Here is a 14,936-nt window from a genome sequence, read left to right on the forward strand (position 1 = left end):
CCTCCTAATTTCAGCTTCGTAAAGCGATGAATTTCTTTAATAAATTCATATTTACTTCTTGTTCTATGTACAATTGTTCCGCTTCTTCAAGCGTAATTTTCTCAAAAGAAACATAGTCCCCCGGCTTTAGCTGGGCAAGAAGAGGTAAATCTACTGAAATGATATTTCCCATTCTCGGATAGCCACCTGTCGTTTGCCTATCTGCCATTAATATAATCGGCTGTCCACCATTAGGAACTTGAATGGTTCCAAATGTAACAGGACTCGATAAAATCTCTTTTTCTTCATTCCTATTTAAAACCTCTCCCTCAACCCTATAGCCCATACGGTCAGCATAATTAGATACCTTATACTCTTTCGTAAAAAATGCCTTTCTACTTTCTTCTGTAAATTGATCGTATTCAAAGTCAGTTATGACACGAAGCTTTGGATGTTTCTTATACTTTGGTAGTACGCTGTTGCTAATTGCCCATTTCGTTTTTATTCTCGCATCTTTTTGTAAGTCTAGAATGAAACGACTCGCCATTTCTGGTTGTGCACCAATTTGGAAGTAGTCACCCTTTTTCAGCATTCTTCCTTCTATACCACCAATCGCAGCACGTATGTACGTACTTTTGCTTCCCATTGTACGCTCAATATGTATACCACCCGCAAAAGTTACATACGCTCTGCAACCACTTTTCACTTTTCCAAAACAAAGCATACTACCTTCTTCCGCTAAAATGGGACGCCATAACGGGATACGTTCTCCATTCAATAACGGTTCCATATCTGCTCCGCCAATCGCAAGTAAAGTCGTTTTCTTTATTAACAATTTAGGTCCCATAATCGTCATTTCGAGTCCCGCTTCATTCTCTTCATTACCAACTAACATATTGATCATCCGAAGTGCACTTTGATCCATCACCCCGCCAACTGGCACACCGTATTGTTGATAATGAGATCGCCCTAAATCTTGGACTGTTGTAAACATTCCCGCATGCAAAACCTCTACATCCATTTTTTAGCCCCCTCAAGCGATACGTACTCTTCCTTCGTTATTGGAATAAATCGTAAATACATACCACTTTGAATATATGTTGGTATTTCTTCTTCCGGATTAAATAATGAAATAGGAGTTCGGCCGATAATATTCCATCCTCCTGGTGTTTCAAGCGGATATATACCTGTTTGATTTCCGCCAATACCTACTGAACCAGGAGAGATTTGTAACCGTGGTGTTTCTTTTCTAGGTGTTTCTAATTCTTTTGAAAGTCCTCCTAAATACGGGAACCCTGGTGTAAAACCTAGCATATATACAAAATATGTAGTTTCACTATGTATTCGAATCACATCTTCTACTTGTAAACCGTGATAATGCGCGACTTCTTCTAAATCAGGTCCATATTCTCCCCCGTAGCACACTGGTATAGAAATATGTTTCACATCCTGTTTTACTTCTTCTTTATAAGAATCACACAGCTCCTTTATATACTGGCGAACGTAATCATGTGACCTTTCACTTCTCTCATTTCCCTTCCATACTTCGTATACATTGTAGTAAACAGCTAATGAAGTAAACGACGGAACGCACTCTATCATTCCTGCAAACGGATGTTGCTGCAGTGCTTGAAATAACCGCTGTACTTTCTCATATATATCCCTCTTAATTTCTTCACCAAATGTAACAATAATTGCTTGATCCCCTAACGCAGAAAATTTCATCCTACTCCCTCTTTCTATGCCAAAAAGCCGAGTTCTTTCGAAATGCGATGCGCTGTTTCTTTCACCTTCGCAATAAAATATGAAATGTTACTTTCGTTGTACTCAATTGCTAATCCCGAAATACTAATGCCTGCTACAACCGTTCCATCGCTCGCGAAAATGGGTGCTGCTATCGCGGCTGTATGATTTTCTAACTCAGAATAACTAATGGTGTAGCCTTCCTTTTTTGCCATTTGCAACACTTCTAACAATTGTTTCTTATCCACGATTGTTCCATCTGCAAACTGTTTTAAATCCACTTCCTCTATGTATCTCCGTTTCTCTTCCTCAGAGAAATACGATAGTAAAATTCTTGGACATGCGCCAGCATAAAGCGGTGCTCTTCTTCCAACCGCCGTATACACGCGTACCGGCTGAACACCTTCCATTTTTTCAACATAAATTGCGTCATTTCCATCCTGAATTATTAAATTAACTGCCTGTCCTAAACTATCTCTAAGTTCTTTCATATAAGGAATTGCTATATTTCTTACTGATAATCGGTGTGAAACAAGTTGACCGAACCGTAAAAATACGACCCCTAAACGATATTTCCCCTTTTCGTTTTTTTGTAAAAACTCCATCTCTTCCAACGAACCAATTAAACGATAAACAGATGTCTTCGGCATATTTGTAAGCTGAACCATCTCAGTTAAACTTAGCTCTTCATGCTCATAAAACAACTCTAAAATATCCATTGTCTTAACTGCCGTTTTATTTATACTCATTCTATCTCCCTTTCGTTCCGAATTACGGAACTTAAATTCCGTTTTTCGAAACAAACATATAATTTAAAATTATAAAATATTCTTTCAATTCAATCAATAGATTTTAAGCAAATAAAAAAGTATGGAAGAATATCTCTCCCATACTTCACCACACTTTATAACGCTCTTACTTGTTCCAACGGCCAGAAAACAGCTTGTCCTTTTCCGACAATTTCATCTTCTGAAATAAAGCCAAACATGCGACCATCCTTAGAAACTTCACGATTATCCCCTAAAACAAATACTTGGCCTTCTGGCACTTTCGTTTTCCCAGTGATTTGTTCTAGCGTAAAGTCTGGAGTTAATACACGGCCTACTGCTTTTTCTTTAAACTGTTTTAAATATGGTTCTTCCATCGCTTTTCCGTTTACATATAAAACATCATTTTTATACTCAACTGTATCGCCTGGCAAACCAATTACTCGTTTTACTAAATCGTATCCTTCTTTCCCGTGGAAGACGATAATATCAAAGCGATCTAATCCACTTATACTATAACCAATCTTATTCACGAGAACTCTTTCGTTATTTTTTAAAGTGGGCATCATTGATTCACCTTGTACTAAAGAAGGTGTAAATAAAACACCGCGAATAATAGCAATTAATACAAGGGTAAAACCTATCGTTTTAGCCCAAGAGAATAATTCTTTCTTCGTATTTTCCTTCATCGTTTCTCCTCTTTCTTAAGCACTTATTTTATTATTTCAACTAATTCTTGTACTAAATTAGGATCTATTTCAGAAAAACATGATTTTCCTTCTCTTACCGCTGTACCGACATGCGCCTGCGTGATTCCAGTTTCATCTAGCAATCGCTTTATATTTTCTTTCGTCACGCCAGCTCCAGCTACAAGCTGAATTTGACCCTCACTTACCTTTTGCATTTCTGTAAGCACCGGAATATTCTCTACTATATTTCCTTGTCCACCTGAAGTTAAAACGTGAGTCACTTTATGAAACTTCTTTAAAGTGCTCATCGCTTCTACTGGATTTTTTATATCATCTATCGCACGGTGGTACGTTACATTTATTCCATCTACAACAGATAGTAAATCCGCTAATTTCTCTTCATCCACTTCATTTCGTTCGTTTAATACGCCTAATACTACCCCAGCTGCTCCTAACTTCTGTGCAACTATAATATCTTCTTTCATCATTTCAATTTCTTCTTCCGTATATGTAAAAGACTTCGCATGCGGACGAATCATAACATGAATTGGTATACTTACCACTTCTACCGCTTTTTTTATAAAAGCATAACTCGGTGTTAAACCACCTTCTGTATAAGATGAAATTAATTCAATCCGCTTCCCGCCAGCACTTTCAATTCGTTTTACATCTTCTAAACATGTGGCAATAACCTCTAGCATGAGATGACCTCTTTTCGTGCTTTTTTCTTATTATAACATTAGTAAAAATAAGAAGCCTAGCTTTCTCCTTTAAAACTTAAAAAAGAAGAATGAAAAGAAAGATTTTTTATTGGCAACGATTATTGGTAACATCCTATTATTCATGTACACTCCTACCATAATGAAAAAAGCCCTTCATTTTGACGGATTTTTCTAATTTCAAGCTTTTCTTTCCTCAGTTTTCATATCAATGCCTAATTGATCTTCCAATAACTTTACACCTTTCTTTGTAAGATGGACAGCTCGGTTCTTATCCGTTTTCGTAATCCATCCCTGTTCAAAAAGCAGTTTTGCAATTGCAGACCCTAACCAACCAGAAATATGGTAACGCCGTTCACTCCAATCAAGGCAAGGTTTTGCAAATACCCTCCTTTTTGTATCTGCCTCATCAACATTTATTCCAAAATTCAGAAACCATTTCTTACCTTGTTCCGTTACAATGTATTCTCCATCCTCTAAAATTATAAATTGCCTATCTAGTAATTTTTCAGTTATCTCTACACCGAGTTTGCCTGCAAGATGATCATAACAAGTTCGAGCATAACGAATTTGTTTTAGTTGGCTTGATTGTTTTAAAGAGCGAACTTGAACTGTTGGTGCAATTGTCCCTAACTTTTCAAGCACTTCTGCAACTTCTTGATTAGCAAGTCGATAGTAACGATGTCTACCATGTTGTTCAACTGTAAGTAAATTCCCTTCTACTAATTTAGAAAGATGCGAACTAATTGTTGGATGTGACACTTTTGCCATATAAGCCAATTCACTAGCAGGTAGTGCCTGATTATTCATTAGACAATCTAAGATGATTGCTCTTGTAGGTTCAGCAATTAGTTTAGCTATATATGAGATATTCGGATATACATTCATATTTCGATGATACCCTAACTATTAAATTGATACAATTATTTTAAGTTTAATAGTAAAGGAGAATGTATTATGAATGCAATTGATCTTAGTATATTAAATTTAAAAGAAACGAGAAGGCGCTCAGAAAAATTATGGAATTCTCTTCCCGATAATTTTCTTAATTGGAAGCCTGATCCTGAGGCTATGTCCTTTGGTGAAATGATTCGTCACGTATGGAGCTCAACTTTTTACTATCATATGATTATAAAAAACAACGGTTCAATAAACGACATACGTACCCCGTATGATGACGAGCCAATTACTTGTGTAAAAAAAGAAATTGAATTGGCACAATCACACTTTACTGACTTCATAGGATATGTTCAATCAATAAGCATAGCCGAGCTAGATTCAAGACTTATTGATCGAAGCGATGTTGGCTATCAACGATATTTAGGTGATATGCTATTACGAATTGCCTATCATGATGCGGTCCATGCGGGTCAATTTTTACAATATTTGCGAATGGTTAACTTGGAAAGACCTTTAATTTGGGATTAAATACGAAAAATGTTTATACAGCCTCCAAACTGGCATTACAATAAGAATTTTTCAACAAGAAACAATCACAACACCATGATAATCATTTATATTAAAAACCTACATCTCCATTAAGTACTTCATACACATAAAAAGCACGGGTTTGATTACTAATCAAACCCGTGCTTTCAAAACAACTATAATATCCATAAACAATAAAATGTAAACTTCAAAAATCACGACCGAAACGCCGCATCCGCCAGCATAGACAATGTTGCATCATCCATCGGTGGATTATGCAGTCCTGCTCTGACGTTTAAATAGTAACGATGGAGCGGATTTTTTTCTGATAAACTTTTTGCTCCTACGATGCGCATTGATTTATCCACTATGGATATCGCCGCATTTGTTACGGCGTATTTCACTGCCGCTAATTCTGCTTGCAGTGACAGTTTATCTTCTGCCTCATCGTATTTTTTCGCAATTTGATATAAAAAGACGCGAGCTTGCATAAGCTCGAGTTCTAATTCTCCAACTAATCTTCTAACATTCGGTAATAAACTAATAGAATGGTTTAAACTATTTGGTTTGTATGATCCCGCAAACTGAACTGCATAATTTCTTGCTGATTGTGCAATTCCCTAAATAACATGCTGGTATATGTAGCAACCAGCCAATACCCTTTTGTTTCACTTTCCCGCCTTTTACATCCGTAAAAAAGCGGTTGTCTATCTCTACATTTTGTAAGACAAGGTCGTGGCTAGCAGTCCCTCGCATTGCAACGCTATCCCACGTTTCTTCAATAGATACACCGAGTGTATTTCTTGGAATAACAAACTCACCAACTTCTTCACGGCCTTCCATACTTGCTGAAATAATAAAATAATCAAGTACTGGCGCCATCGTTGTAAAATTTTTTCTTCCATTTATAACCCACTTCTCGCCTTGTTGAACCGCTATTGTTTCTGGTTTGCCGCCACGCGTCGGACTCCCTGTTTTCGGTTCTGTTGCTGCCCTGTTAAAGAGCGCACCATTACGTACTTCTTCGCAAAACCATTTGAACATCTCATCATTCCAAGAGCGATTTTCCGCTAGCTCCTTCACAATGCCAAGATGCCAGCCAATCGATAATGCAGTAGCTCCACAGCCTTCCGCGATTTTCTCTTGAAATAAAACGAAGTCATATAAAGAAATGGCACTACCACCAAATTCCTTCGGTAACGTTAATTTCGTATATCCGATATCTTTCAAATCATTTATATTTTCATACGGAAATGATCCTAATTCACTTAGCTGATGCTCCCTTTCCATGAACTTCGGAATCAATTTATTTATTTTCTCAATAATTAAAGACTGTTCTTCTGTTTCAACAAATGAGAGTGCCATACTATAATCTCCTTTATGCTCGATTCATAAACCGTTCATTTTGTCATTATGATTATATGAAGCTACCTCTCTATTGTTTCACTATTCCGATAAAAATACAATGTTTTTGACTAATAAGAAAAGTGCCTATTTAAGGCTAGATCCTTTTCTTATATTAGTCCCCCTTCAATGCTTTTAACGGCAAAGAGGTTACATATCCAATATACGAGAATAATTCTTTAAAGAAGAATGGTATTTCTGTATCTAACGTTTTATATGCTGATGTCGGCGTTGGTGAAGCATACGCTTCAATATTAATATGTTTTGCGATTCTCATTGCGCGTTTCATATGAAGTGGATCACTTACAATCGTGTATGTTTGTATGCCGTTCTCTATTCCAACTTGCTTCGCATTTTTTAAATTTTCTTCAGTGAAAAGGGATTTAGTTTCAATTAAAATATCTTCCTCTTTTACACCTTGTTTCATTGCATATACTCTTGCAGTACGTGCTTCCTCAAGTTCTGCCTCGAACTTTGTACCACCTGTAAAAATAATCTTTTTAATATTTCCGTTCTTATATAAAGAAATCGCATGATTAATTCTTTCTTTAAATACAGGAGATGGTTTTCCGTTCCATGAAGCTGCTCCTAGTACGATACCAGCATCCGTTTTCACGTCATCATTTGCTTTAAAACGATAACTCCAAATATCGTAAGCTGCATAACTTACATATAAAATAGCAGAACAAATCATTAGTAAAAATACTTGAAAGATTCGTCTTTTCTTACTCTTCTTATTTTCTTTCATTTGTAATTGCCTCCGTACATCATCCATACTTCTATAAAAAACATTTATATCAAATCGTTTTGTTTGAGTTTATTTAAAAGAAGGAACTTTACTTGTTATTTATGTATAAAAGGGTTTTCATTTAAAATTGAGGATTATCAATTCATTTTCATTTGCGGTTTTCATTACATTTTTTAAATTCATAAGTTTATTACCATACAACTACATTGTAACGAATTTTTTCTCAGAAGGGAACGATGAAACAAAAGGAATTAAAATAAAGTAGCATTTTGTAAGAAAAAAGGTATATTTTTCATATCTCACGAACAATATACCTTTCAAAACACGAATTATAACTTTTCTTTATACAACTCTAATTTTTCTAACAATTTTTCTTTTACGCTTGGCCATTCACTCGAGATAATACTGTACACCACCGCATCTCTCACATAACCATTCGGTAATTTTCTTTCATTTCGAAGCACACCCTCTTTTACTGCGCCTAACCTTTCAATTGCTCGTTGTGCTTTTTCATTTCTTGCATCCGTCTTAATTTGCACTCTCAGCATATGCAATTTTTCAAAAGCATACTGAAGAAGCATATACTTACACTCTGTATTTATACTCGTACGTTGCACACTCGGATGATACCACGTTTGCCCTAACTCAACTGTCTTATCTTCTACTGAAATATTATATAAACGTGTACTTCCTACAATCTTATTCGACTGTTGATCTACGACTATGAAAGGTATTTGAGTACCTCTTCCGTAACCCTTTATCGCTTTTTGAACGTATTGTTGCATATCTTGCACACTATCCATTTTAGAGATTAAATACGCCCAAATATCCCGATTTCCTTCTACAATCGAAAACAAAGTTTCGACATCAGTATTATCCATTAACCGCAACTTTGCTCTTTCGTGAATAATTTCCATTTTTAAGCCCCCTTTGTTGTTACTATATCATAAGAATCAAAAACGCATTATAAGAATAAAAAAATATAAAGAAAAGAATTCTTTTCAAATATATTCTTCTCGTATAAGGTAGGAAGACTCATCAGTAATCATTAAAAAAATAATTTTTTGATAATTTACAATAAATTCTTTTTTCAATGATAAACGGGAGGGGATAAAAAATGCTAGATCAAATTACTTGGGGAACGCCAGGCAGCTTATTATGCTTAGGATTCTTTTTTGCGGGACTAGGAATCTTCTTAAGAAGCGTTACGTCATATACGAAAAATAAATAAGAATATCCCGCTTTTAAACAAAAGAAGCCCTCTTTTTACAGACGGCTTCTTTTGTTTAACTTTATCTCATTAAAACTTCAAAGCAACAAATAAGCAATCGGCGTAATAATAAGCAACGTTAAAATCGTTCTCTGCACATACAGAATAATAAGTTCAGATACTTTTAACGGAATATCTGTTGATAATATACAAGGAATTGAAGCGGAGAAAAACAGTATAGATGATACGGAAACAACTGCAATGACAAACTTTGTCACAAGTGGCGCACTTACAACTAATAATGACGGTAAAAACATTTCTGCAATACCAACGGATGCCGCTTTAGCAGCTAAGTCTGCTTCCGGTAATTGTAATAACCATGTAAACGGATAGAAAATATAACTGATCCAATCAAATATTGGCGTGAACTTCGCTAAGACGATACCAATTAATCCTACTGACATAATGGATGGTAAAATTCCCATTGTCATAATAAATCCGTCTTTTAAATTCACTGCAATATTTTTCATAATGCTCGGTGCAGACTTTGATACTTCTAACGCATCTTCCCAAGCACGTTCCAACATTTTCTCTTTATAAACAGGCTCTGGGAACCCTTCTTCTGTTACATATGTATCTGGTTTTCTACTAAGGGGCGGGATTCTTACGGTGATAGCAGTCACGATGAATGTTACAACAAGTGTAGTCCAAAAATAAACATTCCATAAATGCATAATATCTAATGTTTTTGCGATGATGATCATAAATGTAGCGGATACTGTAGAAAATCCTGTAGCGATAATCGCCGCTTCTTTTGTCGTATACTTTCCTTCTTTATACACGCGGTTCGTAATAAGAAGGGCAAGCGAATAACTTCCAACGAAGGACGCAACTGCATCAATCGCCGATCTCCCCGGCGTATTCCATAATGGCCTCATAATCGGACGACAAAATGTACCGATAAATTCAAGCAATCCATATCCGACTAATAACGCTAAAAACGCCGAGCCAATTGGAACGAGCAAACTTACTGATATGACTAGCTTCTCATACAAAAACGGCCCAATATCTGGCGCAAAGAACCAAGCTGGTCCTACTTTTAAACAATATAATATGCCAAAAACAACGCCAACTACTTTTAAAATAGAAAAACAAATGTCTACAATAGATGCATTCCATTTCTTCGTATAAAATGGATAAATCGCACCAATCGCCATAACAAATAATGCATAATAAGGTACTACGCCAGGAACCGAAGCCCTAATCCACGATACGATATGATCAATCATAATAGACGATGCACCGTTTATCGTAACAGGAACGAAAAACATAAACACCCCAACGAGACTAGCAAGTATAAACCGAAGAATAATCCCCTTCTCTCGCCCTGTCTTAATTACATTACTCTTTAATTCAATTTCACTCAAAATTCGACACCTCCCATTATCTAAATATTCCGTACAATTATATTATATTCCTTCTTTCCATTTCTACTATTTAATCATATGAAAAAGCCTATTTTAAAATAGGCTTTTCTATTACCTCTCATAATCATCCACAATCACTTGAATGAAACGATACGACTCTTCTGCTACTTTTTCATTACTCTCCCTATTCGCATCATATGTAATTAACGCCTTCCAAAGTGCCCATCCTCTCGCTCTATTCCACGTTTCTTCATCCATGCGTAATACTTCTTTAAATACATTTCTACTATTTTCATCAAAAAACGTCCACGCCATCGCTGCATCACAAGCAGGATCTCCTACACCTAAAATACCAAAATCAATTACAGCACAAAGCTTTCCATCTTTAACGAGTAAATTCCCTGGCGCTACATCTCCATGAACCCAAACTGGCTTACGATCCCATGTTGAACTAAGTGCTACATTCCAAAGGTGTTTTAATAATGCCTCGTCAAAAACATCCTTATTATTTTCAATAGCAACTCTCGCCTCTTCATCATATACAGATATAAGTCCGCCTCGGTAAAAATTATGTGTTCCAGCTAAAGGTCCGTTACTCGCATTAATAGATTGCAATTCTACTAAAAAAGATCCTAAGTCCGCCGCAAATTCATTTAAATCCCGAACGTTTTGTTTCGTAACTGTTTCTCCCTCTATCCACTTATTAATAGACCAAGGCAATGGATACGCTTCAGACGGATTTCCTTTCGCAAGTGGGGTAGAAATCGGTAAAGAAAGCCCCTTATTTAATATAGGAAGCCAACTATTTTCTTTCTCTACTTGCGGTGCATATGCCACATCACTTGGCAATCTTACACTCATCTCATCCCCTAAGTGAAACGTCCTATTATCATACCCACTAAACTTTACAGGTTTCACTTCTAAATGGGCCCATTCAGGAAACTGTTCCTGTATTAACTTTTCAACTAAACTTACGTTAATTGGATGCATTCACATTCTCCTTTTCTTTTGAAACTTACTAAGCCCATCCGTACTTCCAACATATTCAAAACTATTTTTCTTATAAAAATCATTCAACGTACGATTATGCCCCACGCAATCTAACTTCAAATACTCTTTATCACATTGCACATTCTCTTCTACCCACCGTAAAATCCATTCTCCTATTCCATTTCCCTTATACTTCCGTTTCACCGCAAATCTATGAATATATAATGAATTAGAAACTTCCTCTTTACCAAAAATATGTTCATCCCATTCATTTTGTTTAGGAGAAACTGTAACCGTACCAACTATTTCAGCTTCTTTCAGAACAACATATGTATATTTCTCTCTTATACATTCTAGTATTTCAGCCGTAGCTTCCTCTCCTAAAAGATACTGCCACTGATCCACTTCTTTATATTGTAGCCATTGTGCTACCTCTTTTAATAAAAGGATAATACTATCACTTTCATTTTCAGTAGCAATTCGAATTGCATATTCTTTACTTATATTTCTCTCCATATTGCCTTTCCCCTTTCAAATTGCTACCATACTGACAAACGAGTCCTTCCATCATTTTCATCTGTAATATATTCTACATAAAATCCTTGATTCACTGCGTTTTCATACATTAATTCAATCGATTTTTGATCTTTCGCATAAATTTGTATGTATTGAGCATCCACCGCTAATACAACTACCTCACACTTGCTTTCCTTAAACTCTTCGTATGTTTCAATATCTATCGCTATTTCTCCTTTAGGATATGCTTTTAAATCTGCAAAAATAAGATAATATATGTTGTCTTTAACTAACTTTTTCAACGCTAACCCTTCCACTACACTTGGTTCTTCTGGAAATAATGCCTCATCCAATTCACCACGTGCTATTAAGTAGGACTCCTCATCCCTCACTCGCCAATCAAATACAGTAATATCAATTGGCTTTAATACTTTCCAAAGTAAATTATCATATCCATCTAGAATATCTACTGTAAGCCCTCTTTTCATATGCTTGCTCCTAACTTATTCATTTTCGTTTCATACATTATATATGAAATGTAATTACTATATTTTGTCGATACATAAGTACATCATAAAAAAACCGCTCCACTACTAGCGAAACGGTTTCCTTCTGCTTACATTTAAATATTCCATTCAATTGTTGCACTACGTTTTAAAATATTTTTTAATATATGCACCACATCAGTCGTTCATTCTTAATGTTCACTTCGACTTCACGAAGTAATATAAAAACCATACTGCATGATTTTGTTCATCCGCAGCTATTCTCCGTAACAACTCTTTCAAATGTACATCCGATGTCTCATCTGAAATTTCCAAATAAAAATCTACTGTTTTTTGTTCATCTTGTATAGCAAACTCTAATCCTTGTAAATACGTATTCGGACAGTCTTCAGTAATTTGTGGTTTCGGCTGCCTGCCAGTTAAGTTCGTATAAATTTGTACAAAGTTGTGGAAATGCTTTATTTCATCATTACGAATTTCAAGAATTTGTTTTTGTTCTACTTGATTTGGAGCCATATTTGCTAATTTTGCATAGCAGCTTATGGCGCTATACTCTCCATTTATAGCTTTTTCAATATCACTAATCAATTTATCATTCTGCCTATACCAATCATAATAATTTGAATTATACATCATATCCCCCCATACTTTCGCTTAACATTTTATGCATTTAGAAATAGTAGGAGCCTGTGTATTTAATGGGACGGCTTTAGAATGAAAGAAAAGTTTGAGAAAAGGGTCTATTTTGTAAAGGAATTGCTTATTCATAAAGTGAAACTATAATCAGTGGGGATTTTACTACACGGCAAATAGCGGATAAAATATCACTATTTTTTTGTACGCTGTTGCTATAAATTCGCGAATGAATCAGGTTTCCAACCAGATGTGGTGTTGAGATGCGAAGCTATTATGAATCCAGTCATATAACTAGGAGGTACCACTATGCCATCTTTATTTAAAACTATGGCCTTCCAGCTGAAAACCGAAAGACTTGAGCTTAGTATGTGGGAGGAATCCGATTCCGTTTGGCTGAGCAAATTAATTGGCGAACGTGGCGTGGACATTCCAGCCGTTGATTCCGTTCGTAACCGGCTTATTGAGATGCGCAAGAAGGCAGATGAAAATGGTATTTCCCTTCTCACTATTCGAAGGAGAGACGAAGGCGATTTCATTGGGTACTGTGGCTTAATTATCGGTCGTTCCACACTTGAAGAGCCGGAGATTGCATACGAGTTGTTCCGCAGCGCTCATGGTAAAGGTTATGCGACTGAGGCCGCATCTGTTGTACTGGACGCGGCGATTGCTACTGGGCGCCAAAGACTTTGGTCGACTGTAGGTGCTTGGAATATCGCTTCCCTCCGGGTACTAGAAAAGATAGGATTTAAGCGGCATCACAGTACGTGGGATGATGAACGTGGTGAGATTGTTTGGAACGTACGCGATCTTTAAAGATTTCGCCTTAATTCTAAACACTACACTTTTCAACAATCAGGCATTTACATTGAGAAAAAATCACAAACAAGCCGTTTCACTAATTAGTGAAACGGCTTGTTTTTAAGCGTTCAATTCTGTTTTATGCCCTTTTACTACACTACGTTTGAGTGCAGTTGCTAATATAGTAACCATACTTACTATACCAATCCAAACGAGTACAGTAACAGGTGTATTCCAGCTTAACCCTTTTCCGAAGAAGAAGATTTCTCTTAGGCCTTCAATCATAAATTTCATTGGTAACCATGAGTAAACCCAGTCTTGATAAAACGGAGACAACATCTCAGGTGCTAATAATAATAACGGTGCCCCGAAGAATAGTAATAAAGCGAATAAACCGATTCCTTTTAGTCCAACTAATGATAGTACTGCAGATATCATTAAGAAGAAACTAAAAGAAGTAATGGATAAGAATAGAGCTGTATCCGTGAAGTTCGAAATATTTAACCCTACCATCCCATCTGCAATCCATGTAAGACCAAACCCAATTACAAGTGTCGCAATAGCTCCTGTTACGATTTGTTTTACTTTTAACAGAAAGTTTTCTTTTCTTGAGCTTACTGGCATTTTACTAATCGCAATAAAAATAATCGCTGCACTAGCTAAACTTGCAATCCATAACGGCTGGAATAATGATATTGGTGAGTTACCGTTCGCACTATTTTTGCCGACCTCATTCACATTTTTCACGTTCTTTACAATAGGTGTTACTAATTTCTCAGCTTGATCTGTTGTTACAGTAGCTCCTTTTGCTTTCAACCCTTCTAATATTTGTGTACGAACAGTATTGTTCATATTATCAACAATCGCCTGTAATATTTGCTCTGCCATAGTTGATGCAGCCGTATTCATTCCTTGATTAATATATATTTCTATCTCAGGTGAAGATGGCTGTGGTGTTCGTAACGACGCTTGTTTTGCGCTAAATTCTTTCGGGATGACTAATGCCGCGTAATACTCTTTATTGTTTAATCCCTTTTGAACGGCTTCTTTATTTTTTACTTCTACCCACTCCACTGCGGGTTCTTCCTCTGATTTCGCTGTTTTTTTCATGTTATCAACGATCGTTTGCCCCATATTCATTTTCGGTTGATTTGGAATTTCTACACCTTGATCCTCATTTACAATTGCAATTGGCAAGTTTTTCGGCTGCGGTTGAACAGTTGGAAATAGCGTTAATGAAAAAATAAAAACAACAAGTAGTGCAATAACTGGTGATAAAAATAAAAGTTTATTTTTAAACATTTTCTTTTCTCCTCCCTTAATTTGATCTATAATAACCAACAACGTGTTGTTTATTTATATTTTGAATTATATGT

The 14,936-nt window shown here is 36.1% G+C and carries 16 protein-coding genes and 1 pseudogene; 2 read left to right on the plus strand and 15 right to left on the minus strand.

Annotated features, from left to right (window positions below; genetic code table 11):
- Nucleotides 1-10 precede the first annotated feature (10 nt).
- The 6 genes from BC_RS15345 to BC_RS15370 all read right to left on the minus strand — a co-directional run bounded on the left by BC_RS15345 (nucleotide 11) and on the right by BC_RS15370 (nucleotide 4,785).
- On the minus strand, nucleotides 11-1,000 hold the full coding sequence (locus tag BC_RS15345) for a biotin-dependent carboxyltransferase family protein (protein WP_000382245.1): 990 nt from the start codon (nucleotides 998-1,000) through the stop codon (nucleotides 11-13).
- Nucleotides 991-1,704 (minus strand): 5-oxoprolinase subunit PxpB, encoded by a 714-nt coding sequence (pxpB, locus tag BC_RS15350; protein ID WP_000672280.1) that lies wholly within the window; start codon nucleotides 1,702-1,704, stop codon nucleotides 991-993. Before pxpB ends, BC_RS15345 begins: the two co-directional genes overlap by 10 nt.
- A 14-nt stretch (nucleotides 1,705-1,718) precedes the next feature.
- Complete coding sequence (locus tag BC_RS15355; protein WP_000026361.1) at nucleotides 1,719-2,471, minus strand: IclR family transcriptional regulator; 753 nt, start codon at nucleotides 2,469-2,471, stop codon at nucleotides 1,719-1,721.
- A 155-nt stretch (nucleotides 2,472-2,626) separates the two neighbouring features.
- Nucleotides 2,627-3,178 carry a signal peptidase I gene (gene lepB, locus BC_RS15360; protein WP_000662501.1) on the minus strand — a complete coding sequence of 184 codons (552 nt, stop codon included), beginning with the start codon at nucleotides 3,176-3,178 and terminating at the stop codon, nucleotides 2,627-2,629.
- Between the two features lie 23 nt (nucleotides 3,179-3,201).
- Nucleotides 3,202-3,879, minus strand: coding sequence for a copper homeostasis protein CutC (locus BC_RS15365; RefSeq protein ID WP_000895121.1), 678 nt, complete (start codon nucleotides 3,877-3,879; stop codon nucleotides 3,202-3,204).
- Between the two features lie 198 nt (nucleotides 3,880-4,077).
- Nucleotides 4,078-4,785 carry an ArsR/SmtB family transcription factor gene (locus tag BC_RS15370; protein ID WP_001103807.1) on the minus strand — a complete coding sequence of 236 codons (708 nt, stop codon included), beginning with the start codon at nucleotides 4,783-4,785 and terminating at the stop codon, nucleotides 4,078-4,080.
- Between the two features lie 69 nt (nucleotides 4,786-4,854).
- Between BC_RS15370 and BC_RS15375 the strand changes: the two genes are divergently transcribed.
- On the plus strand, nucleotides 4,855-5,325 hold the full coding sequence (locus tag BC_RS15375) for a DinB family protein (RefSeq protein ID WP_000991273.1): 471 nt from the start codon (nucleotides 4,855-4,857) through the stop codon (nucleotides 5,323-5,325).
- A gap of 215 nt (nucleotides 5,326-5,540) precedes the next feature.
- Here BC_RS15375 and BC_RS15380 read toward each other — a convergent pair.
- The 8 genes and pseudogenes from BC_RS15380 to BC_RS15415 form a co-directional block, all read right to left on the minus strand.
- Nucleotides 5,541-6,690: pseudogene (locus BC_RS15380) on the minus strand (acyl-CoA dehydrogenase family protein).
- Between the two features lie 154 nt (nucleotides 6,691-6,844).
- Complete coding sequence (locus BC_RS15385) at nucleotides 6,845-7,477, minus strand: YdcF family protein (RefSeq protein ID WP_000662215.1); 633 nt, start codon at nucleotides 7,475-7,477, stop codon at nucleotides 6,845-6,847.
- 329 nt (nucleotides 7,478-7,806) lie between these two features.
- Nucleotides 7,807-8,394 (minus strand): GNAT family N-acetyltransferase, encoded by a 588-nt coding sequence (locus BC_RS15390; RefSeq protein ID WP_000402586.1) that lies wholly within the window; start codon nucleotides 8,392-8,394, stop codon nucleotides 7,807-7,809.
- 391 nt (nucleotides 8,395-8,785) lie between these two features.
- The gene (locus BC_RS15395) at nucleotides 8,786-10,114 is read right to left on the minus strand and encodes a YjiH family protein (RefSeq protein ID WP_001289416.1); all 1,329 of its coding nucleotides are present in this window, start codon (nucleotides 10,112-10,114) and stop codon (nucleotides 8,786-8,788) included.
- A 111-nt stretch (nucleotides 10,115-10,225) separates the two neighbouring features.
- Entirely contained in the window at nucleotides 10,226-11,104 is an 879-nt protein-coding gene (locus BC_RS15400; protein ID WP_000553375.1) for an aminoglycoside phosphotransferase family protein, read from the minus strand.
- Nucleotides 11,105-11,620, minus strand: a complete 516-nt coding sequence (locus BC_RS15405; RefSeq protein ID WP_000440749.1) for a GNAT family N-acetyltransferase — start codon at nucleotides 11,618-11,620, stop codon at nucleotides 11,105-11,107.
- Nucleotides 11,621-11,643: 23 nt separating this feature from the next.
- Nucleotides 11,644-12,108: a DUF2691 family protein gene (locus tag BC_RS15410; protein ID WP_000820297.1), complete on the minus strand. Its 465-nt coding sequence runs from the start codon at nucleotides 12,106-12,108 to the stop codon at nucleotides 11,644-11,646.
- Between the two features lie 216 nt (nucleotides 12,109-12,324).
- Nucleotides 12,325-12,759 (minus strand): ferritin-like domain-containing protein, encoded by a 435-nt coding sequence (locus BC_RS15415; protein WP_000282831.1) that lies wholly within the window; start codon nucleotides 12,757-12,759, stop codon nucleotides 12,325-12,327.
- Between the two features lie 309 nt (nucleotides 12,760-13,068).
- Here BC_RS15415 and BC_RS15420 point away from each other — a divergent pair, with 309 nt between their 5' ends.
- Nucleotides 13,069-13,575, plus strand: coding sequence for a GNAT family N-acetyltransferase (locus tag BC_RS15420; RefSeq protein WP_001139523.1), 507 nt, complete (start codon nucleotides 13,069-13,071; stop codon nucleotides 13,573-13,575).
- 105 nt (nucleotides 13,576-13,680) lie between these two features.
- Here BC_RS15420 and BC_RS15425 read toward each other — a convergent pair whose 3' ends face one another.
- Nucleotides 13,681-14,862, minus strand: coding sequence for a YhgE/Pip domain-containing protein (locus BC_RS15425; protein ID WP_000475839.1), 1,182 nt, complete (start codon nucleotides 14,860-14,862; stop codon nucleotides 13,681-13,683).
- Between the last annotated feature and the right edge of the window lie 74 nt (nucleotides 14,863-14,936).

This window comes from Bacillus cereus ATCC 14579, from assembly GCF_000007825.1.
Classification (GTDB): Bacteria; Bacillota; Bacilli; order Bacillales; family Bacillaceae_G; genus Bacillus_A; species Bacillus_A cereus.